Genomic DNA, 21,506 nt, shown 5'->3' on the forward strand with positions numbered 1-21,506 from the left:
GGGAGCAAAGGTAAGACGGTTGCTGCGCAACCTCCTCAGAGAACTGAGAGATGCTCCCGCAGCAGCGGGACCATCCCCCGGAAGGCACGACCCCGGTGGCTGATCGCGTTCTTCTCGGTGTCCGAGTACTGCGCGAGCGAGCGGGTGTCCCCGTCAGGAACAAAGATCGGGTCGTACCCGAAGCCGTTCTCCCCCACAGGTACCCGAGCGATGAGACCCGGGACGCTCCCTTCGCTCACGACCGTCGCCCCACCGGGGACGGCGAGCGCGGCCGCGCACCGGAAGGCTGCCCGCCGGTGCTCGTCCGGCACGTCCGCGAGCTGGTCGAGCAGCAGCTGGAGGTTGCGGCGGTCCTTCTCGGCGCGCGACAGGTCCTCGCCGCCGTGCAGCCCGGACCACCGGGCGGAGAAGATCCCGGGTGCGCCCCCGAGGACGTCCACCGCGAGTCCCGAGTCGTCAGCGAGCGAAGGGAGGGACGTCGCCCGGGCGACGTGCTCGGCCTTCAACCGGGCGTTGCCGGCGAAGGTCACCTCGGTCTCCGGGATCTCGCCGACCTCCGGGAAAGCCGCCATCGAGACGATCTCGAGGTCCGGCCCCGCAGCGCTCGAGGAAGCGGCCAGGATCTCCCGCAGCTCCTTGACCTTGTGCTCGTTGTGCGTCGCGAGGACGACCCGAGGGGTCACGGCCGGCGCTCCCGCGGGGTCTCGGCGAGCGCGGCCTGCTGCTTCCCGGTGAGGTCGGCGCAGCCCGTGGTCGCCAGGTCGAGCAGCTCACCGAGGAGCTCCCGGTCGAAGGGGGCACCCTCGGCCGTCCCCTGGACCTCCACGAAGTCACCGGTCCCGGTCATCACGACGTTCATGTCGGTCTCCGCGGTCGAGTCCTCCGGGTAGTCCAGGTCGCAGACGGCCTGCCCGCCGACGACGCCGACGGACACCGCCGCGATGGAGCCGGTGAGGGGCTTGGCGGACGCTGCGATGAGCCCACGGCTCCGAGCGTCCTCGATCGCGTCGGCGAGGGCCACGTAGGCGCCCGTGATCGCCGCGGTGCGGGTACCGCCGTCGGCCTGGAGCACGTCGCAGTCGAGGATGATCGTGTTCTCCCCCAGCGCCTTCGTGTCGATGACGGCGCGCAGGCTGCGCCCGATCAGGCGGGAGATCTCGTGCGTGCGGCCGCCGACCTTCCCCTTGCGGGACTCGCGGCCGCTGCGGGTGTTGGTGCTGCGCGGCAGCATCTCGTACTCGGCCGTGACCCACCCGGTGCCCTGGCCCTTGAGCCAGCGCGGCACACCGGCCTCGAAGGACGCCGCGACGAGGACGCGGGTCTTGCCGAACTCGACGAGGACGGAGCCCTCCGCGTGGTCGAGCCAGTTGCGGGTGAGGCGCACCTCGCGCAGCTGCTCGGGGGTGCGTCCGTCATGGCGGGGGGTGGTGTCAGTCATGCGCTCAGGCTAACGACCGGCCGGGTCCGTACCCTCAGGGCATGGACGCACGCACGCGGATCGGCCTGACCGGCGGGGGCAGCACCCTGCTCCACGTGGCCGAGTCCAAGGAGGCCGGCGGGCCGGTCGTGCTCGTGCTGCCGGCCATGGGGATCCCGGCCGGCTACTACGGGCCCTTCGTCGACGACCTCGCCCGAGCCGGTGTCACCGCCGCCGTCGCCGACTACCCCGGTCAGGGTGAGGCGAGGCCGGGCGTCGGCCGCGACCACGACCACGGGTACACCGAGGTGGCCCACGACTGGCTGCAGCGGGTCGTGGAGGCAGTGCGAAGGGAGCACGACGGCGCCCTCGTGGTCCTCGGCCACTCCCTCGGCGGGCACGTCCTGCTGACCCACCTGGCGGGGGACGAGCCGCTCGCGGACGCGGCCGTCCTCATCGGCGCGGGCACGCCCTTCTGGCGCACGCACCGGGGGGTCAGGACGCTCCTGCAGACGCAGTTCATGGGGCTGGTGACCCGCGTGCGGGGGTTCTGGCCCGGCGATCGGCTCGGGTTCGGCGGGCGTCAGCCGCGCACCCTGGTCCGGGAGTGGGCCGCCTTCGCGCGCACCGGACGGCTCGCCCCCGGCGGCCGCCCGGTCGAGGCGGGGTTGCGTGGTGTGAGCCTGCCGGTGCTGGTCGTCGACCTCGACGGTGACGACCTCGCACCGCCGGCGGCGGTCGACGCGCTCGTGTCCAAGCTCCCGTCGGCGCAGGTGGAGCGCTTCACCTTCGCGAAGGGGCCGGGCGACCCGGGGAGGCCGGTCAGCCACTTCTCCTTCGCCCGCTCCCCCGAGCTCATCGGCGAGCGGATCGCCGAGTGGGTGCTGAAGAATGCCGAGGTCAGCGCGTCAGGTCCTGGGTGATCCGCTGGACGTCACCGGCCACCTCGACCCGGGTGCTCGCACCGAGGACCAGCGGCATCATCGGCTGCTGGTGACCGAAGTCGACGTCGAGGACCACCGGCACGTCGAGGTCGCCGAGCGCGTCACGCACGGCCTCGTGCTGCGTCAGGGTCGGCCCGTCCGGGGCGGCCGTCCGGCCGATGAGCACGCCGGTGCACCGGTCGAACCATCCGGCCAGCCGCATCCCGTGCAGCGCGCGGGCAACCTCGAAGGCATTGCCCTCGGCCGCCTCGAGCAGCACGATCGGCGGGTCGGCCTGCTGCCGGGCCCACCCCGGCACGTCGGCGAAGGGGGTCCCCGCCAGAGGTGAGAGCACCTCGATGCACCCACCGACCAGCGGCCCGGCGAAGGCGGCGGACGAGCCCTCCAGCAGCGACCACCCCGTCGGCTCGGTGAGCGTCATCTCGTCGACCTCGGGGTCGGCCGCGTAGTCGTCCCAACCTCCTGCGCGGCGGTGCGTCGCAGCGGTCTGGGTGAGCTCACCCCCTTCGCTCGTGGCCACGTCCAGCCAGTGCAGCAGGCCGGGCGCGGGTGTGTACGGCGTGTCCATGACATTGAGCCCGTGCAGGGTCGCCCAGCCGGAACGCAGGGTGAGCGGCAGCATCGTCGTGGTCGTGTCGGAGAAGCCCACGTACCAGCAGGGGTTGCACTCGGCGAGCAGGTCGAAGTCCAGGTACGGCAGCAGGTCGATCCCGGTCTCACCACCCCACGGCGGCACCACTGCGGCGACGTCCGGGTCGACGAGCAGCGCCATGAGCTCGTCGGCGCGGGCCGCCTTCGATGCGCTCACGTGGTGGTCGTCGCGGTCCCGCAGGCAGACGCCCTCGACGACCTCGAAGCCGCGCCGTCGCAGGTGGGCGACCGCCACGTCCAGCCGCGGCCAGAGAGGTGGGGCCACTCCCGAGCTCGGCGCGGTGACCGCGATCGTGTCACCGGGACGAAGGGGGGCGGGCAGGCGTGCAGGCATGGCGCCAGTCCACCAGTCCCGGGACCCCGCGTCGAGCGGGCCGGCCCGCCGCGGGAGGCCGGACCCACGCACGAAGGCTCAGATCTCGTAGGTCGCGCCGGGCCGCGCCAGCTCGACCTCACCCGGCCAGACCTCCGCGGCCTGGGCCCGGCAGACCTGCGGGTCGTTCCAGGCCGGGATGTGGGTGAGCATCAGGCGCCCGACTCCTCCGGCGTCCACGACGGCCTGCGCGGCGCGGCGGCCGGTGAGGTGGATGCCCCGCGCCTCGTCGCGGCCCTCGACGAAGGCCGAGTCGACGAGCGCCAGGTCGGCCCCGGCGAAGAGGGGCACCAGGGGGTCGCAGGTGTCGGTGTCGCCGCTGTAGGCGAGGACCGTCCCGTCCGCCTCGATGCGGAAGCCGTAGGCCTCGACCGGGTGCTCGACGAGGAAGGGACGCACCACGAAGGGTCCGATGTGGGTGGGGACGCTCGTGGAGAGGCGACGGAAGTCGAGGACCCCGTCCATCCCTCCTTCGTCCATGCCCTCGTAGGCCGCCACGAGGCGCTCAGCCGTCCCGGCGGGGCCGTACACCGGGAGGGGCTGCGACTGCTGGCCGGTGGGGTCGTAGGTGCGCGTGACGTAGAGACCGGTGACGTCGATGCAGTGGTCCGGGTGCAGGTGCGAGAGGACGACCGCATCGAGGTCCGCGAGCGCCGTGTGCCGTTGCAGCGCACCGAGCGCGCCGTTGCCCAGATCGAGGACGAGCCGCCACGTGCGGCCCTCGTGCTCGGCCGTGACCAGGTAGCACGACGCCGGTGAGTCGGGGCCGGCGAAGGAGCCGGAGCAGCCGACGACGGTGAGCCTCATGCATCGTCCCCCGTGTTGCCGATGACCGTCGCCACCTCGGGTCCGAGGAAGCGGCGGGCCAGCGACCTGAACTCGTCCGGGTCCCCCGTCGTGGTGAACCCGTAGCCGGGCCCGGGCAGGGTGTCCGATCGCAGCAGGCCGCGGTCCGCAAGGACACGGTAGACGTCTTTGGCCGTCTCCTCGGCAGATGAGACGAGCGTGACACCGTCACCCATGACGTAGGACAGGACGCCGGTCAGCAGCGGGTAGTGGGTGCACCCCAGGACCAGGGTGTCCACCTCGACCTCGCGGAGGGGGTCGAGGTACTCGTGGGCCACCTCCAGCACCTCGTGGCCGGACGTCGTCCCGGCCTCGACGAGCTCGACGAAGCGCGGGCACGGCTGGGAGAACAGCTGCGCCCGCGGTGCCGCGGCGAAGGCGTCCAGGTAGGCGCGGGAGCGGTGCGTTCCCTCGGTGGAGATCACCCCGATGCGGTGGTTGCGGGTCGCGAGCACCGCCCGCCGCACGGCCGGGCGGATCACCTCGACGACCGGCACGGAGTAGCGCTCGCGCGCGTCGTGCAGCACCGCGGCCGACGCGGTGTTGCAGGCGATGACGAGCACCTTGACGCCGTGGTCGACGAGCCGGTCGAGGCACTCGAGGGCGAACTCGCGGGTCTGCGCGATCGGCCTGGGCCCGTAGGGCGCTCGGGCGGTGTCACCGAGGTAGGCGACCGACTCGTTCGGCAGCTGGTCGATGATCGCGCGGGCGACCGTCAGACCGCCGAAGCCGGAGTCGAAGATCCCGATCGGCTGGGCGGACTCGTCCGTGGGGTCCACCGTCACCCGTCGTCCCCCGGGTCGACGTCGCTGGTGAGCGCCAGGGTGAGCGACTCCTGCAGCCAGGTGAGGAAGTCGTACACGCTCAGGGCGAAGACCGCGGGGTCGTCCGGCTCGAGGTCCTGCGCGACCTCCTCGAGCCGCTCGGCGTCCTCGTCCGTGCGCAGCCCGAGCCGCTCGCCCATCACCAGGCGCACGTCGGTCAGCGCGATCATCACCGCAGGGGCCTGCGCCCGGGTGAGCACCCACTCGTCGTCCTCGACCGCGTCGAGCGTGCGCACCGTCGTCACCAGGTTGGTGTGCTTGCGGCTGCGCAGCCCCTGCTCGGTGAAGCGACGGAACTCGGCCGCCTCCTCCTCGTCCTCGCGGTTGCCGGTGGGGAAGAGCCGGTCCAGGGCGGGATCACGGTCCTCCTGCGAGCCGAAGGACCTGTCGGGGACCCCGACGCCCCCCGTGCCCTCCGTCCAGTCCGGCGCGGTGTCGGTCGTCAGTCCTTCCAGTCCTCCCAACCCCGCGACGATCGCGTCGAAGGGGTCGGAGGGGTCCCCCTTCGCCCGCGTCGTGGGCGCGACGAGGGAGGCGACCTGCTGGCACAGACCGGCCACGACCGCCCGCTCGCGCTCGTCGAGGACGGCGACGAGCCGGTCCCCGTCGGGTCGGAACGCCGTGGCCATCAGGCGTCCTTCTGGAAGGTCGCCCACAGGCCGTAGCCCTGCAGCGCCTCGGTGTCGGCTTCCATCTGCTCCTTGGGGCCGTGCGCGACGACGGCGCGGCCCTTGAGGTGCACGTCCATCATCAGCTTCTGGGCCTGTTGCTTCGGGTATCCGAAATGCGTCTGGAAGACCCAGGTCACGTAGCTCATGAGGTTGACCGGATCGTTCCAGACCAGCGTGATCCACGGGACGTCGACGGACTCGACGGCGTCCGGTTCGACGGTCTGCTGCTCGGCTGGGGCGGTGGACACGCCCACCACCCTAGAGTGGCTGGCGTGACGATCCGACCCAGCACCGCGCTGCTCACCGATCACTACGAGCTGACCATGCTCCAGGCCGCGCTGCACAGCGGAGCAGCGTCCCGCCAGTGCGTCTTCGAGACCTTCGCCCGCCGTCTGCCCCAGGGCCGGCGCTACGGCGTCGCGGCGGGCACGGGACGCGTCCTCGATGCGATCGAGGACTTCCGCTTCGGCGACGCGGAGCTGAGCGACCTGCGCGAGCGGGCGGTGGTGGACGAGCGCACGCTGGACTTCCTGGCCGACTACCGCTTCGAGGGGGACGTGTGGGGGTACGCCGAGGGTGAGACCTACTTCCCCTACTCCCCCGTGCTCGTCGTCGAGTCGGACTTCGCGCACGGGGTGCTGCTGGAGACGGTCATCCTCTCGATCCTCAACCACGACACCGCCGTGGCCTCCGCCGCCTCCCGGATGACCGGCGCGTCCGGCAGCCGTCCGGTCATCGAGATGGGCAGCCGCCGCACCCACGACGAGGCCGCGGTCGCGGCGGCGCGGGCCGCGTACATCGCCGGATTCGCCTCCACCTCCAACCTCGAGGCCGGACGCCGGTACGGGGTGCCGACCGGCGGGACCGCCGCCCACGCCTTCACCCTGCTGCACGAGAGCGAGCGGGAGGCCTTCGAGGCGCAGATCGCCTCCCTCGGCACCGGCACGACCCTCCTGGTGGACACCTACGACGTGACCGAAGGGGTGAGCACGGCCATCGAGGTCGCCGGCACCTCCCTGGGTGGGGTGCGTCTGGACTCGGGTGACCTCGTGGTCCAGGCGAGCGAGGTCCGTGAGCAGCTCGACGCGCTCGGCGCGACCGAGACGCGGATCGTCGTCACCTCCGACCTCGACGAGTACGCCATCGCCGCGCTGGCGGCGGCGCCCGTCGACACCTACGGCGTCGGGACCCGGGTGGTCACCGGCTCGGGTCACCCGACCGCGTCGATGGTCTACAAGCTGGTGGCCCGGGAGGACGACGACGGCCGGATGGTCGGCGTCGCGAAGCAGAGCAAGGACAAGATCTCGATCGGTGGCCGCAAGTACGCCCTGCGCCGCCGCAATGCGATCGGCGTGGTCGAGGCGGAGGTCCTGGGCATCGGCGAGCAACCCGTCAGCGACGGGGACGACCGCGACCTGCTCGTCCCGCTCGTCGCGGGCGGCGAGATCGTCGGTCGAGAGCACTGCACCCTCCGGGCAGCCCGCGCCCGGCACGAGGCGTCGATGGCCGAGCTGCCCCGGTCCGCGCACCAGCTGAGCGAGGGCAGGCCGGCGGTCGACACCGTCTTCCTCACCGAGACGCCGTAGCGACCTCTCAGGAGCGACCCGGGCGCTGTGCGTCCGGGGTAACCCACCCTTCACAGGCCCGGACCCGGGACGAAACATCGTCTTGCGAGTCTCCCCGCATGACCTCGACGCTCGACCCCGCCTCCCCCAGCCGCACCGCAGCCGCAACCCCCACCGGCCCCGTCCGACGGGCCGGCCGGTGGATCGACCACTGGGACCCTGAGGACCCGGACTTCTGGGCGGGTGGCGGCCGGACGACCGCTCTGCGCAACCTGCGGCACTCGGTCGGGGCGGAGTTCCTCGGGTTCTGCGTCTGGGCGGTGTGGAGCGTCGTCGTCCCGCAGCTGCCGGCGGCAGGGTTCGACCTCACCCTCGACGAGCAGTTCTGGCTCATCGCCGTCCCGAGCCTCGTCGGCGCGCTCCTGCGGGTGCCCTACACCTTCGCGGTGCCGCTCTTCGGCGGCCGGAACTGGACGGTGTTCTCCGCCCTGCTCCTCCTCCTGCCGACCCTCGCACTGGCCTGGGTCGTCGGGCGGCCGGAGACCCCCTTCGTCGCCCTGCTCGCGATCGCAGCCCTCGCCGGCTTCGGCGGAGGCAACTTCGCCTCCTCGATGACGAACATCTCCTTCTTCTTCCCCGAGGCCGAGAAGGGAAAGGCGTTGGGGCTCAACGCCGCCGGTGGCAACCTCGGCACCGGGATCGTCCAGCTCGTCATCCCCTCGATCATCGCGATCGGTGCCGGGATCCACCTCGAGCGCGCCGGGCTCGTCTTCGTCCCGCTCGCGCTGCTCGCGGCCCTGGGCGCCTGGCGGGGCATGGACAACCTCAGCACCGCCACCTCCGACCACCGCAGCTGGACGAAGGCCGCCACCCACCCGCACACGTGGGTCATCTCCACGCTGTACATCGGTACCTTCGGGTCCTTCATCGGGTACTCGGCCGCCTTCCCGACCCTGCTGCGGACCCAGTTCCCGGAGGTCACGACGACGATCGCCTTTCTCGGAGCGCTCCTCGGCGCCTTCAGCCGGCCGGTCGGCGGCGCCATCGCCGACCGGCTCGGCGGGGCGCGGGTGACGATCGCCGCCTTCGCGGTCATGGGCCTGGCCGCGGGCTCGGCGATCCTCGCCCTCCATCTCCACTCGTTCGCCCTCTTCCTCGCCTCCTTCCTCGTGCTCTTCACCGGGTCCGGCATCGGCAACGGCGCGACGTACCGGATGATCCCGGCCGTCTTCCGGGCCGGTGCCCGCGACGGGGACGAGCTGGCCGTGGCCCGGCGCGGTGCCGCCGGGTGCATCGGGATCGCCGGCGCGGTCGGCGCCCTCGGTGGCTTCCTCGTCCCCCGCGGCTTCGCGATGTCCGCCACCGCACACGACTCGCTCGTCCCGGCCATCGGCGTCTTCATCGCCGCCTACGTGGTCATGGCGACGCTCACCTGGGCGATCTACCTGCGGCGCGGCGCGCGGCTGAGCGGCGCGGGCATCTGATGACCGAGAGCCACTGCCCCTACTGCGCGCTGCAGTGCGCGATGTCCCTGACCCCCTCCGCCGACGAGAGCGCCCCACCCCTCGACGTGGCGGGCCGGGACTTCCCGACCAACAGAGGAGGGCTGTGCCGCAAGGGGTGGACGTCCGCCGAGCTGCTGCGGGCACCGGACCGGCTCACCGCACCGCTGCTCCGTGGTGATGACGGCGAGCTCCACGAGGTCGCCTGGCACGAGGCCCTGGACGTCCTCGCCGACCGGTTGCGTGGCATCGCCGAGTCGCACGGCCCCGACGCCGTGGCCGTCTTCGGTGGTGGCGGTCTGACCAACGAGAAGGCCTACCAGCTGGGGAAGTTCGCCCGGATCGCCCTGCGCACGAAGAACATCGACTACAACGGTCGCTTCTGCATGGCCTCCGCGGCAGCGGCCGCCAACCGCTCCCTCGGCATGGACCGCGGGCTGCCCTTCCCCGTCACGGATCTCGACGGTTCCGGCGCGGTGCTGCTGCTCGGGAGCAACGTCGCCGAGACGATGCCGCCCTTCCTCGGGCACCTCACGGGCGCGCGCGCCACCGGCGGTCTGCTCGTCGTCGATCCCCGGCGCTCGGCCACGGCGGACCTCGCCGCGCAGGAGCAGGGGCTGCACCTGCAGCCGGTGCCCGGAACCGATCTGGTCGTGCTGCAGGCGATGCTGCACGTCGTCTTCGCCGAGTCGCTCGCCGACGACGCCTATCTCGCGGCACGCACGACCGGGCTCGACGAGGTCATCAGGTCCGTCGCGGCTTGGTGGCCCGAGCGGGCCGAGCAGGTGTGCGGCGTCCCCGCCGACGACCTGCGGGCAGCGGCCCGCATCCTCGCGGCCGCCAGCCCCTCCCGGGGTGGCCCCGGCGCGCACGTGCTCACCGGGCGCGGCGTCGAGCAGTCCACCCAGGGCACCGCGACGGTCACGGCGGCGATCAACCTCTCGCTGGCCCTGGGGCTCGTCGGGCGCGACGGGAGCGGCTACGGTGCCCTCACCGGGCAGGGCAACGGCCAGGGCGGACGCGAGCACGGGCAGAAGGCCGACCAGCTCCCCGGCTATCGGCTGATCGAGGACCCGGAGGCACGCGCGCACGTGGCCGCGGTGTGGGGCGTCGACGCCGACGACCTGCCCGGCGCCGGTCTGCCGGCCGTGGCGCTCCTGCGTTCCCTCGGCACGTCGACCGGCCCCCGGGCACTGCTCGTCCACGGCGCCAACCCGGTCGTCAGCGCGCCCCGGGCCGACGAGGTCGCCGCCCGCCTGCGCTCGCTCGACCTGCTGGTCGTCAGCGACATCGTCCCCTCGGAGACGGCCGCCCTCGCCGACGTCGTCCTGCCCGTCACGCAGTGGGCCGAGGAGGAGGGCACGATGACCACCCTCGAGGGTCGGGTCATCCGGCGACGCACGGCGATCGACCCGCCCTCCGGCGTCGTCTCCGAGCTGTGGGTGTGGGCCGAGCTCGCCGCGCGCCTCGACGCGCCGGGGACCTGGTCGACGGATCCCGCCGAGGTCTTCGACGAGCTCGCCCGAGCCAGCGCGGGAGGCCGCGCGGACTACTCCGGCCTGAGCCACGCGCGCCTCGACCGCGAGCCGGACCTGCACTGGCCCTGCCCCGCAACGGACGAAGGTCGGGCCCCGCATCCCGGCACCCCGCGCGCCTTCCTCGAGCGCTTCCCCACACCGGACGGGCGCGCGCGGCTCGTCGCCGTCGACCACGTCGGACCTGCCGAGCACCTGCGCGCCGATGCGCCGCTCTTCCTCATCACCGGGCGCGTCCTCGAGCACTACCAGTCCGGCTCCCAGACCCGGCGGGTCGCGGCCCTGCACGCCGCGCAGCCCACCCCCTTCGTCGAGGTGCACCCGCTGCTCGCCCACCGCCTGGGGGTGGAGGAGGGTGATGCGCTCGACCTGCGCACCGCGCGGGCCACGGTCACCGCACCCGCCCGGATCACCGATCGCGTCCGTGCCGACACGGTCTTCATGCCCTTCCACTTCGGTGGTGCGGGGGGCGTCAACAGGGCGACCAACGACGCGGTCGACCCGATCTCGTCGATGCCGGAGTTCAAGGTCTGCGCGGTCGACGTGGGACCCGCCTCGCCCACCCTCCGGTCCCCCGACGCACAGGAGGTCGACGCATGAGCCACATCATCGTCATCGGGTACGGGATGGTCGGGTCCCGCTTCGTCGAGGACCTCACCGCCGCCGACCGGGACGGGGAGCACCTCGTGACCGTGCTCGGTGACGAGGCCTGCGAGCCCTACAACCGGGTGCTGCTCAGCGACGTCGTCGCCGGCTCCCGAGGGCTGTCGACCATCGGGCTGCCCGCGGCCGACCACCCACGCCTGACGGTGCGGCGTGGCACGCCCGTGCGCTCGATCGACCGGGGACGGCGCGACGTCGTCCTCGCCGACGACTCGCGCATCCCCTATGACCATCTCGTGCTCGCCACCGGCGCCTCTGCCCGTGTCCCCGCCCTCCCGGGGATCGACGAGGGCGACCTCCCCGGCGGGGTGCACGTGCTGCGATCCATCGACGACGCCCGGGAGATCGTCGCCGCAACGCTCAACGCCCGACGTGCGATCGTGCTCGGTGGCGGAGTGCTCGGGCTCGAGGCCGCCACCGGGCTGGCCGCCCGCGACCTCGCGGTCACCGTCGTCCACCCGGGCCGGGCGCTCATGGAGCGACAGCTCGACGAGGACGCCAGCCGCGTCGTGGAGTCGACGCTGCGTCGCACCGGCGTCGACCAGCGCGTCGGTGTCGGCGCGCAGGAGGTGGTCGTCGAGGACGGCCGGCTTCGCCGGGTCCGCCTGACCAACGGCGAGGTCCTCGCCGCCGACCTCCTCGTCATCTCCACGGGCACGATCGCCAACACCACGCTGGCCGCCGACGCGGGCATCGCCGTCGAGCGCGGCGTCCTCGTCGACGCCGACCTCACCACCAGCGACGTGCACGTCCGTGCCATCGGCGACTGCGCCCAGCCCCCGGGCGGGTCGAGCGGCCTGGTCGCCCAGGGCTGGGAGCACGCCCGCCGGTTGGCCGACCTGCTCACCGGGAACGATCCGGGGTCGGTGACCACCGGCGCCGGCGACGTGGTCAAGCCCAAGACCCGAGGAGTCGACATCGTCACCATGGGCATCGACGGAAGCACGCGCACCACGGACCCGGCGCTGCGCGTCATGCGACTCAGCGACCCGTCCGCCGGTCGGCACCTCGAGATCGTCGTCCGCGACGGGCTGCTCGTCGGGGCCACCGCCATCGGGGCGGGCCGGATCGGCACCGACCTCGTCACCAGCTACACGCGCCGGACCCCCCTTCCCGCGGATCCGGCCCACCTGCTGCTGCCGGCCATCGCCCCGTCAGCCGCGAGCACCCGGCAGGACTCCCCCACGCTCGTCCCCGACCGCGCGACGATCTGTCGCTGCAACGGTGTGACGAAGGCGGACATCCGCGCCGAGTTCCACTCCGGCGCAACGAGTCTCGAGGACGTCGCCGAGCGGACCAAGGCCACCACCGGATGCGGGGGATGTACCGACGCCGTCTGCGGCATCCTCGACTGGCTCACGCAGGACACCCGCTCACAGGCGGAGCCGCCCCCGCGAGAGGAGCGGTTCACGCCGGAGAAACACGATGCTGACCGACCCGAAACGAGGGCTTCCTAACGTGAGCGCCATGCCAGAGGACACCGCACCGACCGCCTCTCCCCAGCACCTGGTCATCGTCGGCGGAGGAATGGTCGCCCGCCGTCTGGTCGACGCCCTCCGGGAGCGCGACGGCCGGGGCCGGTGGGCGATCACGCTCATCGGCGAGGAACCGCGCGCTCCCTACGACCGCGTCGCGCTGACCTCGTACTTCGCCGGGCGCGACCCCGAGGACCTCGCCCTGGGCGGACAGGATCTCTGGGACGACCCCCTCGTCACGCTCCTGCGGGGCGTGCGCGTCGAGAGCATCGACCGCACGGCGCGCAGGGTCAGCACGAGCACCGGGTCGACCCTCGACTACGACGCCCTCGTGCTCGCCACCGGTTCTTTCGCCGCCGTCCCCCCGGTCCCCGGGAACGACCTCCGGGGAGCCTTCGTCTACCGCACCATCGACGACGTCGCCGACCTGCGCGCCTACGTCGAGTCCCGCCGGGAGGAGCTCGATCGCCCCGTCAGCGGCGCAGTCGTCGGTGGTGGTCTCCTCGGTCTCGAGGCGGCCGGAGCACTGCGCGCCCTGGACGTCGACACGACCGTCGTCGAGTTCGCGCCGCGCCTGATGCCCCTTCAGGTCGACGAGGGTGGGGGCGAGGGACTCGCGCGCCTCATCGAGGGTCTGGGCGTCACGGTCCGCACCTCCACGGCCACGTCGATGGTTGTGGGTGAGCGCGGCGCCGTCCGCGGCATGACGTTCTCCGAGGGCCCCGACCTCGACGTCGACGTCGTGATCTTCGCCGTCGGTGTCCGGCCCCGCGACGAGCTCGCACGGCAGGCGGGTCTCGAGGTCGGCGAACGCGGCGGCGTCGTCGTCGACGACGCCTGCGCCACGGCGGACCCCGCCATCTGGGCCATTGGGGAGGTCGCCAACATCGGTGGCCGCTGCCTGGGACTCGTCGCGCCCGGCTACACGATGGCGGAGATCGTCGCCGACCGACTCCTCGGCGGCGGCGGCACCTTCCCGGGGGCGGACCTGTCGACCAAGCTCAAGCTCCTCGGGGTCGACGTCGCGAGCTTCGGTGATGCCTTCGCGCAGGAGCCGGGTGGTCTCGAGGTCGTCATCTCCGACCCCGTGGCGGGCGTGTACAAGAAGCTCGTCATGAGCGACGACGCACGCACCCTGCGCGGGGGCATCCTCGTCGGCGACGCCAGCGCCTACGCCGCCCTTCGTCCCATGGTGGGGCGCGAGCTCGGGGGCGACCCGGCGGCGTACCTGCTGCCCGAAGGGAGCGCGCCGGCGCCGACCGGCGACCTGCCGGAGGAGACCGCCGTGTGCTCGTGCAACAACGTCACGGCGGGTCGGATCCGCGGCTCGGTCAGGGACGAGGGCTGCACCGACCTGGCCGGGGTCAAGGCGTGCACCCGGGCCGGCACGAGCTGTGGATCCTGCCTTCCGCTGGTGAAGAAGATCGTCGCCGCGGAGCTGACGAAGTCCGGTGTCGAGGTGAGCACCGCCCTCTGCGAGCACTTCGGGCTCTCTCGCGCCGAGCTCTTCGACGTCGTGCGTGTTCAGGGGCTGACGACCTTCAGCGAGATCATCGAGCGACACGGCACGGGCCGCGGCTGCGACATCTGCAAGCCGGTCATCGGCTCGATCCTCGCCTCGCTCGGCACCGGCCACATCCTCGAGGGCGAGCGGGCCACCCTGCAGGACACCAACGACTTCGTCATGGCCAACCTCCAGAAGGACGGCTCCTACTCCGTCGTCCCGCGCATCCCCGGGGGCGAGGTCACCCCCGAGGGCCTCATCGCGATCGGCCAGGTCGCCAAGGACTTCGGGCTCTACACGAAGATCACCGGGGGCCAGCGCGTCGACCTCTTCGGCGCCCGGATCGACCAGCTCCCGGGCATCTGGGCACGCCTGGTCGACGCGGGCTTCGAGTCCGGGCACGCCTACGGCAAGTCGCTGCGGACGGTGAAGTCCTGCGTGGGGTCGACCTGGTGCCGATTCGGCGTGCAGGACTCGGTGGGCCTGGCCATCGACCTCGAGCTGCGTTACCGGGGGCTGCGCTCCCCCCACAAGATCAAGCTCGGCGTCTCCGGCTGTGCCCGCGAGTGCGCCGAGGCCAGGGGCAAGGACGTCGGGGTCATCGCCACGGACAACGGGTGGAACGTCTACGTCGGCGGCAACGGCGGATTCACCCCGCGCCATGCCCGGCTGCTCGCCGAGGACCTCGACACCGAGACGCTCGTGCGCACGATCGACCGCTTCCTCATGTACTACGTGCGCACGGCCGACCGGCTCCAGCGCACCGCCCCGTGGATCGAGGACCACGAAGGTGGACTCGACGCCATCCGCGCGGTCGTCCTCGAGGACAGCCTCGGCATCGCCGACGACCTCGACTCGGCCATGGCGACGCACGTGGGCACCTACCGGGACGAGTGGGCCGCGACGCTCGCCGACCCGGACAAGCTCGCCCGGTTCGCCTCCTTCGTCAACGCCCCCGACGTCGTCGACGACTCGCTCGCCTACGTCGGCGAGCGCGGGCAGGCCCGCCCCGCAACACCCGAGGAACGCTCCTCGGACTCCGTGATCATCGCCGGCACGACCCTGGAGGTCCGCTCATGACCGCTGCACCCCCGACGACGCGCGTGCGTCTGTGCGCACTGACCGACCTCGTCCCCGAGCGCGGTTCCGTCGCCCTCGTCGGCGGCGTGCAGGTGGCGCTCGTGCGCACCCACGACGACGACGTCCACGCCATCGCCAACCTCGACCCGTACAGCGGCGCGCAGGTCATCGCCCGTGGCCTCGTGGGCACCCGGGGAGGGAGGCCGACGATCATCTCGCCGATGTTCAAGCAGGTCTTCGACCTGCGTACCGGGGAGTGCCTGGACCCGATCGGGCGGGAGCCGGTGTCCCTGCGCACCTGGCCCGCCGCGGTCGTCGACGGCCAGGTCGTCCTCGAGACCACGGGCGATGACGGTGTGGCTCCTTCTCCCGTCGGCGGTTCCTGACGTGAGCCTGCCGAAGCTGCTCTCGGGGTGCGTCGTCCTCGTCACCGCCGACCGACGGGCCGGGGACCTGCGTGCCGCGCTCGAGCGTCGTGGCGCGAGAGTCGTGCACACGCCCGCCCTGACGATCGTCCCCCACACCGCGGACGAGGAGCTGGTGCGCGCGACGTCCGCACTCCTGGACTCTCCGCCCGACACCGTCGTCGTGACGACGGCGATCGGCTTCCGCGGGTGGATCGAGGCGGCCGACGCGGCCGGTCGTGGGGACGAGCTGCACGACGTGCTCGCGCACGCCCGCGTCATCGCGCGCGGCCCCAAGGCGCGCGGAGCGATCCACGCCGCCGGGCTCGAGACGGACTGGGTGGCGGAGTCGGAGACCTCGGCCGAGATCCGCGACGTCCTCCTCACCGAGGGCGTTGCGGGACAACGCATCGCGGTGCAGCACCACGGTGCGGGCGCCGACGAGCTCGACCTCGACCTGGTGGCCGCCGGCGCCGAGGTCACCTCCCTCGTCGTCTACCGATGGGGTCCGCCGGTGGACCCGGACGCGGTCGCCTGCGGCGTCGACCAGGCCGCGGCCGGGGACCTCGACGTCGTGGTCTTCACGTCGGCACCAGCGGCGAGCGCGTGGATCGAGGTCGCCGACGCCGCCGGCGCGCTGCCGTCGATCGTCGCCCGGGCGGCGTCCGGGCGACTGCTCGTGGCGGCGGTCGGGTCGGTGACGGCACGACCCCTTCGTGGTGCGGGGATCGAGCCACTGCTGCCGGAGCGCAGCCGGCTCGGTTCGCTCGTGCGGGCGATCGTCGCCCACTACGAGGGCAGCATGGCCACCGCTCTCGACACCGTCGCCGGACCGCTCCAGCTCCGCAGCACCGCGGCAGTGCTCGACGGCACGGTGCTCGCCGTCTCCCCGAGCGGCTTGGCGGTGCTGCACCTGCTCACGGAGGCGAAGGGCGATGTCGTCAGCCGTGCCGAGGTGCTCGAGGTGCTCCCGGGGGACTCCGCGAACGGGCACGCCGTGGAGGTCGCCGTGGGCCGGCTCCGGGAGGCGATCGGTGACCGACGCGTCGTGGAGACCGTCGTCAAGCGCGGCTACCGGATCGGTCTGGCGTAGCCGCCCGGACCGGTCGACCCCTCACGCCCCGCGCGAGGCGTCCACGCCCCGGCGTCGGGGCCACGATGTCTGTACCCCACGTGGACCGTGTGCAACGGTGAACGACATGAGCGCACTGACCGTCCTCGCGGAGACCTGCGACCGACTCGTCGACGACGGCTCGCTCGTCGGCTGGGTCGCCGGGGTGCGCGACCGCGACGGGGTGCAGATCAGCGCCGGGGGCAGACGCAGCATCGACGGCCCACCGATGGACCCGCAGACGCTCTTCATGATCGCCTCTTGCAGCAAGCCCGTCGGGGGTGTGCTCGCGCTGCGGCTCGTGGAGCAGGGGCTCATCTCGCTCGACGACCCGGTCTCACGGTGGCTCCCCGAGCTCGCCCGACCCCGGGTCCTCACCCGTCCGGACGCCGACCTCGCCGACACCGCGCCCGCCGAGCGGCCGATCACCGTGGAGCACCTCCTGACGATGACCCCCGGCTTCGGGTGGGTCACCGAGCGGCCGCTCTCCGTCGCGATGAACGACGCCGGCGTGGCTCCCGGCCCGTTCCCCCCGCCGATGACTCCCGAGGAGTACCTGGGTCGACTGGCCTCCCTTCCGCTGGCGAACCAGCCCGGGTCCACGTGGAGGTACCACACGAGCAGCGACGTCCTCGGCGTGCTGCTCGCCCGGGCCACGGGGAGGTCGGTGAGCGACCTGCTCGAGGAGCACGTGTGCCGTCCCCTGGGCCTCGGCGACACCGGGTTCAGCGGTGACCCGGGACGGATGGCGAGGGTCCACGGGTCCGATCTGTCCGGCGCCCTCGTGCCCTTCCCCGTCCCGGAGGGGACCTTCACGACCCCGCCCCGGTTCGAGTCCCTGGCCACCGGGCTCGTCGCCACAGTCGGCGACCAGCTGGCGGTCCTCGCCTCGCTCGCGGGGACGGGGCCGGCACTGCTGGCGCCGGAGTCGGTCGCGACCATGCGCCGCCCCCACCTCGTCGACGAGCAGCGGGCCGCGGCCTCCGACCTGCTCGACCCCGACAGCAATTGGGGGCTGCACGTGGAGACCAGGCCCGATGGGCGGTTCGGCTGGGCCGGTGGGCTGGGCACCATCGGTTACGCCGACCCCGCGACCGGTCGCGCGGCCTTCCTCGCCACCCAGGTCACGGTCGACGCACCGGGGACGGTCGCCGCCTTCGAGGGCTTCTGGCCGTTGCTCGACTGAGGGTGGCATGGTGGCGGGTATGGGACGTGCACTGCTGCTGGTCGACCTCCAGAACGACTTCTGCGAAGGGGGGTCCATGGGCGTCGAGGGCGGCGCGGCCGTCGCTGCCCGGGCTGCGGAACGGGTGCTGGGCGACCGGCCCAACCACGAGTTCACCGACCACGAGTACGAGGCCATCGCGCTCACGGCGGACTGGCACCACGACCCGGGGTCGCACTGGGCGACCGAGGGCGCCCCCGACTTCGTGACCAGCTGGCCGGTGCACTGCGCCGCGGACACCGCCGGCGCGGACTTCCACGCCTCCTTCCAGCCCGTCCTCGACCGCGTCGACGAGGTCTTCCGCAAGGGTGCGCACGAGGCCGCCTACAGCGGGTTCGAGGGATTCGCCGTCCGGGACGGCCGGACCGGTCTGGCCGACTGGTTGCGGCAGCGAGGTATCACCGACCTGGACGTGGGTGGTATCGCCACCGACCACTGCGTCCGCGCCACCGTCCTCGACGCGCTGCAGGAGGGCTTCGCCGTGCGCCTCCTCGTCGACACCATCGCCGGCGTCGCCCCCGGCACGACCGCGGCCGCGCTCTCCGAGATGACCGCGGCCGGGGCCCGGGCCACGGGCCCGGGATCATGAGCACGACTCTCCCGCCGGTGATGGCCGGCCGCACCGTCCTCATCACGGCGCACCGACGCAGCGACGAGCTGGCCCGGGCCTTCGCCCGCCGCGGCGCGACGGTCCGCCACGCCCCCGCCATGAGCATCGTCGAGCACGCGGACGACGCGCAGCTGCTCGCCGCCACTCGTTCGTTGATCTCCCACCCACCGCACGAGCTCGTCGTCACGACCGGGCAGGGCCTGCGAGGCTGGTTCGAGGCCGCCGACGCGGCCGACCTGGGCGACGCACTCACGAGGATGCTCGCCGGCGTGCGGATCCTCGCCCGCGGCCCCAAGGCGAAGGGCGCCCTCGTCGCCCGCGGGCTGGCCCCGGACTGGGTCGCGGAGTCCGAGCAGGCCGCCGAGATCATCGACCACCTCCGTGGCCTCGACCTGGCCGGGACCCGCGTCGCCGTGCAGCACCACGGCAACGGCTCCGACGGCATCGACGACGCGCTCACCGGTATCGGCGCCGAGGTCATCCCCTTCGTCGTCTACCGGTGGGGACCCGCACCGGACCCGCAAGCGGTCGCCGAGTCGGTCCACGACGTCGCCGACGGCGGGGTCGACGCCGTCGTCTTCACCTCCGCGCCCGCCGCGACCGCCTGGCTCGACGCCGCAGAGGCCGCCGGGGTCACGGCGGCGATCCTCGCGCGCGCCGCCGCGGGGGAGGTGCTCTTCGCCGCGGTCGGGCCGGTCACGGCCGTACCACTCGAGGCGAAGGGGGTCACTCCCCTCGTCCCGGAGCGCAGCCGGATGGGTGCCCTCGTGCGCGCCGTCCTCGACCGGTACGGCGCCGACGGTCGGTAACCTTCCGCCCATGTCGACTGCCGAGACGCGCCAACCCGCCCATCGCGGCCTGTTCATCTCCCTGGTCGCCGACGCATCGCTCTTCCCACCGGCACGGCTGCCGATGGACGAGTCCCTGCGGGCCCACGCCGCCCACCGCTCGGCCGAATACGCCGACGTCATCGGCCCCTTCCTCGTCGGGGTACCCGCCGTCGAGGACCTGACCACTGCTCTGGCCGGCGGGGCGCCCGTCCCGCCGGCGATCGGGCTCGTCGCCCGCCCCGGGACCGCCGTCCGGGACATCGACGCCGCCCTGGCGACGCTGCGAACCCTCGAGACCCCGCGGCTGGTCTCCCTGGACACGGCGTGGTCCCCCGACTGGCGCAACCTCGACCTCGGCGACCTGGTGGTCAACCTCGAGGTCGGCCGCGAGGGCCGGGCCGAGGCCCTCGACGACATCGCCTCGGCGAGCGACTTCGTCGACGTGCGGGCGAAGTTCCGCACCGGTGCCACCCCGGCGTGGGCGTGGCCGACGGCCACGGAGCTCGCGGACGTCGTCGTCGGTGCCGGGGCGCGCTTCCTGCCCCTGACCCTCACGGGCGGGTTGCACCACGTCGTACGGGGTGAGTACACGGTCGACGGGAGTCCGGAGGAGCAGCACGGACTGCTCAACGTGCTCGTGGCCGTCCACGCCAGCGCCGGCGGCTCCGACGAGGGCACCGTGCGCGAGCTGCTGGACATCCGGGACGCCGAGGCACTGGCCGACATCGTCGCCGGGTGGTCGAGCCCCGACGTCGCGGCCGTGCGCGCGGCCCTCACCGGCTACGGGTGCTGCGACGTCACCGACCCGATCGGCGAGCTGGAGGGGCTGGGCCTCCTGGCCAGCGGCCGGGAGTGAGGCTCAGGAGCGCTCGCGCGGCTGCGCGCCGACGACGACCTGGGTGCCGGCGACCTTGTCGTGCAGCGCCTGTCGTCGTGGGTCCAGGAGGGGCCACAGGAGGTCCAGGCCGCGGAAGACGACCTCGACCAGGCACGTGAGGACCCAGAGCACCCGCAGGATCATCGGCAGGAGCATCCGCAGGAAGGCCGTACGGAAGCCGAGTGGCCCGGGCCGGTCCACGCGGCGGACCGAGATCCCGGCCATCATCTTGCCGGGGGTGGCTCCCCTCGCGACGAGGAAACCGATGCCGTAGGCCGCCTGGACGACCACCATGATGCCGACGGCGACGAAGAGGTACGTGTAGTCCAGGTACTGGAGGTACCCGGAGGCCTCCTCGAGGGTGATCGGGTCGGGCGTGCCGGACATCGCCCCCTCCATCGCCCGCCTCCAGTAGTCGGCCATGAAGAGCCACCAGGCCCAGCCCGAGGTCAGCAGGACGACGACGCCCATGATCACCGTGTCGATGAGGTAGGCGGTGACCCGGGACCCGTAGCTCGCCAGCTGCTGACCGTCGGGGGTCGTCGATCCCGCGGGCGGGGAGCCCGAGCCCGCAGGCGCTGTGCCCCACCCGGGTTGCGGCTGCGGGTGCTGCGGACCCGACGGACCACTGGGTCGTCCGAAGACGTCCCGGTCGGGTCCGCGCTGACCTCCCTGCTGGGGGGCGGGGCCCGCCGGGGCCGACCCGGCCGACCGGGTCTGGCGGGGGACGCGGTGCTCGCTCCAGACGACCCCGTCGAAGTACCGCAGCTGCGTCTCGTCCTCCGGGTCGTCGTACCAGCCGGCGCGCTCGGGGATGCTCATGTCCTCACGATCTCACGTCGTCGCCCGACGTCGGCACGGCCTCCCGGGTCCGCGTCGAGAGCGCCGCCGAGTCCGTGCCGCCGTGGCGTCGCCGCCAGAGGACCACCGAGACGGCGATGACGAGGAGGACCGCGACGGCAGCCACCGTGCCCGGCCAGCGGGCAGCGGCGGCCAGCCAGGCTCGTGCCGCCGCGAGGCCGACCGTGGCGTACAGGGTCGCCCAGAGGAGCGACCCCAGGGTCACCGCCGGCAGGTAGCGACGCAGGGGCATGCGTGCCGCCCCGGCGGTGCCGATCACGGCGGTCTGGATGCCCACCGTGAGGAAGCAGGCCACGACGGCGATCGGCCCCCACCGGTTGACGAGTTCACGCGCCCGCACCCAGCGGGGTGAGCGCCCCCCTTCGCCGGCCGTCAGGTACCGCCGGGACCCGGCGGCCGCTCCCCGGGCGAGCAGGTACGTCGCATTGGCCCGCAGCATGACGACCACGAAGAGGAAGCCGAAGGTCGGGAGGAAGGCCGACCAGGTCACGCCGGTCCACCGTCCGCGGCGCGCTCCGGAGCGGCTGTCCCGGCGCGC

At 73.0% G+C, this 21,506-nt stretch carries 21 protein-coding genes; 12 read left to right on the forward strand and 9 right to left on the reverse strand.

Going from position 1 to position 21,506, the window contains the following annotated elements:
* Positions 1-35: 35 nt before the first annotated feature.
* On the reverse strand, positions 36-683 hold the full coding sequence (gene rdgB / locus PVE36_RS10615; protein ID WP_277452232.1) for an RdgB/HAM1 family non-canonical purine NTP pyrophosphatase: 648 nt from the start codon (positions 681-683) through the stop codon (positions 36-38).
* Entirely contained in the window at positions 680-1,438 is a 759-nt protein-coding gene (gene rph, locus PVE36_RS10620) for a ribonuclease PH (RefSeq protein WP_277452234.1), read from the reverse strand. Before rph ends, rdgB begins: the two co-directional genes overlap by 4 nt.
* Positions 1,439-1,479: 41 nt before the next feature.
* Here rph and PVE36_RS10625 point away from each other — a divergent pair, with 41 nt between their 5' ends.
* Positions 1,480-2,340 carry an alpha/beta fold hydrolase gene (locus PVE36_RS10625; protein ID WP_277452235.1) on the forward strand — a complete coding sequence of 287 codons (861 nt, stop codon included), beginning with the start codon at positions 1,480-1,482 and terminating at the stop codon, positions 2,338-2,340.
* Here PVE36_RS10625 and PVE36_RS10630 read toward each other — a convergent pair.
* The 5 genes from PVE36_RS10630 to clpS all read right to left on the reverse strand — a co-directional run bounded on the left by PVE36_RS10630 (position 2,318) and on the right by clpS (position 5,974).
* The gene (locus tag PVE36_RS10630; protein WP_277452236.1) at positions 2,318-3,346 is read right to left on the reverse strand and encodes a S66 peptidase family protein; all 1,029 of its coding nucleotides are present in this window, start codon (positions 3,344-3,346) and stop codon (positions 2,318-2,320) included. The genes PVE36_RS10625 and PVE36_RS10630 overlap by 23 nt on opposite strands.
* Positions 3,347-3,424: 78 nt before the next feature.
* Positions 3,425-4,192, reverse strand: coding sequence for an MBL fold metallo-hydrolase (locus PVE36_RS10635; RefSeq protein WP_277452237.1), 768 nt, complete (start codon positions 4,190-4,192; stop codon positions 3,425-3,427).
* Positions 4,189-5,016 carry a glutamate racemase gene (gene murI, locus PVE36_RS10640; protein ID WP_277452238.1) on the reverse strand — a complete coding sequence of 276 codons (828 nt, stop codon included), beginning with the start codon at positions 5,014-5,016 and terminating at the stop codon, positions 4,189-4,191. Before murI ends, PVE36_RS10635 begins: the two co-directional genes overlap by 4 nt.
* A complete protein-coding gene (locus PVE36_RS10645; protein ID WP_277452240.1) occupies positions 5,013-5,684 on the reverse strand; it encodes a DUF2017 domain-containing protein in 672 nt (223 codons plus the stop codon). Before PVE36_RS10645 ends, murI begins: the two co-directional genes overlap by 4 nt.
* Complete coding sequence (clpS, locus tag PVE36_RS10650) at positions 5,684-5,974, reverse strand: ATP-dependent Clp protease adapter ClpS (RefSeq protein WP_277452241.1); 291 nt, start codon at positions 5,972-5,974, stop codon at positions 5,684-5,686. Before clpS ends, PVE36_RS10645 begins: the two co-directional genes overlap by 1 nt.
* 15 nt (positions 5,975-5,989) lie before the next feature.
* Here clpS and PVE36_RS10655 point away from each other — a divergent pair, with 15 nt between their 5' ends.
* The 11 genes from PVE36_RS10655 (at position 5,990) to PVE36_RS10705 (ending at position 20,086) form a co-directional block, all read left to right on the forward strand.
* Entirely contained in the window at positions 5,990-7,312 is a 1,323-nt protein-coding gene (locus PVE36_RS10655; protein ID WP_277452244.1) for a nicotinate phosphoribosyltransferase, read from the forward strand.
* 98 nt (positions 7,313-7,410) lie between these two features.
* A complete protein-coding gene (locus PVE36_RS10660; protein WP_277452245.1) occupies positions 7,411-8,775 on the forward strand; it encodes an MFS transporter in 1,365 nt (454 codons plus the stop codon).
* Positions 8,775-10,928 carry a molybdopterin oxidoreductase family protein gene (locus PVE36_RS10665; RefSeq protein WP_277452246.1) on the forward strand — a complete coding sequence of 718 codons (2,154 nt, stop codon included), beginning with the start codon at positions 8,775-8,777 and terminating at the stop codon, positions 10,926-10,928. Before PVE36_RS10660 ends, PVE36_RS10665 begins: the two co-directional genes overlap by 1 nt.
* Positions 10,925-12,448 (forward strand): FAD-dependent oxidoreductase, encoded by a 1,524-nt coding sequence (locus PVE36_RS10670; RefSeq protein ID WP_277452247.1) that lies wholly within the window; start codon positions 10,925-10,927, stop codon positions 12,446-12,448. The genes PVE36_RS10665 and PVE36_RS10670 overlap by 4 nt, the downstream gene beginning before the upstream one ends.
* 10 nt (positions 12,449-12,458) lie before the next feature.
* Complete coding sequence (gene nirB, locus PVE36_RS10675) at positions 12,459-15,050, forward strand: nitrite reductase large subunit NirB (protein WP_277455819.1); 2,592 nt, start codon at positions 12,459-12,461, stop codon at positions 15,048-15,050.
* The gene (gene nirD, locus PVE36_RS10680) at positions 15,047-15,436 is read left to right on the forward strand and encodes a nitrite reductase small subunit NirD (RefSeq protein WP_277452248.1); all 390 of its coding nucleotides are present in this window, start codon (positions 15,047-15,049) and stop codon (positions 15,434-15,436) included. The genes nirB and nirD overlap by 4 nt, the downstream gene beginning before the upstream one ends.
* Before the next feature lies 1 nt (position 15,437).
* Entirely contained in the window at positions 15,438-16,547 is a 1,110-nt protein-coding gene (locus PVE36_RS10685) for a uroporphyrinogen-III synthase (protein ID WP_277452249.1), read from the forward strand.
* Between the two features lie 106 nt (positions 16,548-16,653).
* A complete protein-coding gene (locus tag PVE36_RS10690) occupies positions 16,654-17,751 on the forward strand; it encodes a serine hydrolase domain-containing protein (RefSeq protein ID WP_277452251.1) in 1,098 nt (365 codons plus the stop codon).
* 19 nt (positions 17,752-17,770) lie between these two features.
* On the forward strand, positions 17,771-18,379 hold the full coding sequence (locus PVE36_RS10695; RefSeq protein WP_277452253.1) for an isochorismatase family protein: 609 nt from the start codon (positions 17,771-17,773) through the stop codon (positions 18,377-18,379).
* A complete protein-coding gene (locus PVE36_RS10700; protein WP_277452254.1) occupies positions 18,376-19,209 on the forward strand; it encodes a uroporphyrinogen-III synthase in 834 nt (277 codons plus the stop codon). The genes PVE36_RS10695 and PVE36_RS10700 overlap by 4 nt, the downstream gene beginning before the upstream one ends.
* Before the next feature lie 10 nt (positions 19,210-19,219).
* Positions 19,220-20,086, forward strand: coding sequence for a hypothetical protein (locus PVE36_RS10705; RefSeq protein ID WP_277452256.1), 867 nt, complete (start codon positions 19,220-19,222; stop codon positions 20,084-20,086).
* A gap of 3 nt (positions 20,087-20,089) precedes the next feature.
* Here the strand turns inward: PVE36_RS10705 and PVE36_RS10710 are convergent, their stop codons facing one another.
* Positions 20,090-20,929 (reverse strand): RDD family protein, encoded by an 840-nt coding sequence (locus PVE36_RS10710; protein WP_277452257.1) that lies wholly within the window; start codon positions 20,927-20,929, stop codon positions 20,090-20,092.
* A 4-nt stretch (positions 20,930-20,933) separates the two neighbouring features.
* Positions 20,934-21,458, reverse strand: coding sequence for a VTT domain-containing protein (locus PVE36_RS10715; RefSeq protein WP_277452259.1), 525 nt, complete (start codon positions 21,456-21,458; stop codon positions 20,934-20,936).
* Positions 21,459-21,506 lie beyond the last annotated feature (48 nt).

Origin of the sequence: Janibacter sp. DB-40 (genome assembly GCF_029510815.1) — a bacterium.
Taxonomy (GTDB): domain Bacteria; phylum Actinomycetota; class Actinomycetes; order Actinomycetales; family Dermatophilaceae; genus Janibacter.

Coding starts and splice junctions, on each gene's coding strand:
- rph (WP_277452234.1), bottom strand. CDS start 1,438: ATGACTGACACCACCCCCCGCCATGACGGACGCACCCCCGAGCAGCTG.
- PVE36_RS10690 (WP_277452251.1), top strand. CDS start 16,654: ATGAGCGCACTGACCGTCCTCGCGGAGACCTGCGACCGACTCGTCGAC.
- PVE36_RS10670 (WP_277452247.1), top strand. CDS start 10,925: ATGAGCCACATCATCGTCATCGGGTACGGGATGGTCGGGTCCCGCTTC.
- nirB (WP_277455819.1), top strand. CDS start 12,459: ATGCCAGAGGACACCGCACCGACCGCCTCTCCCCAGCACCTGGTCATC.
- PVE36_RS10660 (WP_277452245.1), top strand. CDS start 7,411: ATGACCTCGACGCTCGACCCCGCCTCCCCCAGCCGCACCGCAGCCGCA.
- PVE36_RS10710 (WP_277452257.1), bottom strand. CDS start 20,929: ATGAGCATCCCCGAGCGCGCCGGCTGGTACGACGACCCGGAGGACGAG.
- PVE36_RS10645 (WP_277452240.1), bottom strand. CDS start 5,684: ATGGCCACGGCGTTCCGACCCGACGGGGACCGGCTCGTCGCCGTCCTC.
- PVE36_RS10630 (WP_277452236.1), bottom strand. CDS start 3,346: ATGCCTGCACGCCTGCCCGCCCCCCTTCGTCCCGGTGACACGATCGCG.
- PVE36_RS10700 (WP_277452254.1), top strand. CDS start 18,376: ATGAGCACGACTCTCCCGCCGGTGATGGCCGGCCGCACCGTCCTCATC.
- PVE36_RS10635 (WP_277452237.1), bottom strand. CDS start 4,192: ATGAGGCTCACCGTCGTCGGCTGCTCCGGCTCCTTCGCCGGCCCCGAC.
- PVE36_RS10705 (WP_277452256.1), top strand. CDS start 19,220: ATGTCGACTGCCGAGACGCGCCAACCCGCCCATCGCGGCCTGTTCATC.
- PVE36_RS10625 (WP_277452235.1), top strand. CDS start 1,480: ATGGACGCACGCACGCGGATCGGCCTGACCGGCGGGGGCAGCACCCTG.
- PVE36_RS10695 (WP_277452253.1), top strand. CDS start 17,771: ATGGGACGTGCACTGCTGCTGGTCGACCTCCAGAACGACTTCTGCGAA.
- PVE36_RS10665 (WP_277452246.1), top strand. CDS start 8,775: ATGACCGAGAGCCACTGCCCCTACTGCGCGCTGCAGTGCGCGATGTCC.
- nirD (WP_277452248.1), top strand. CDS start 15,047: ATGACCGCTGCACCCCCGACGACGCGCGTGCGTCTGTGCGCACTGACC.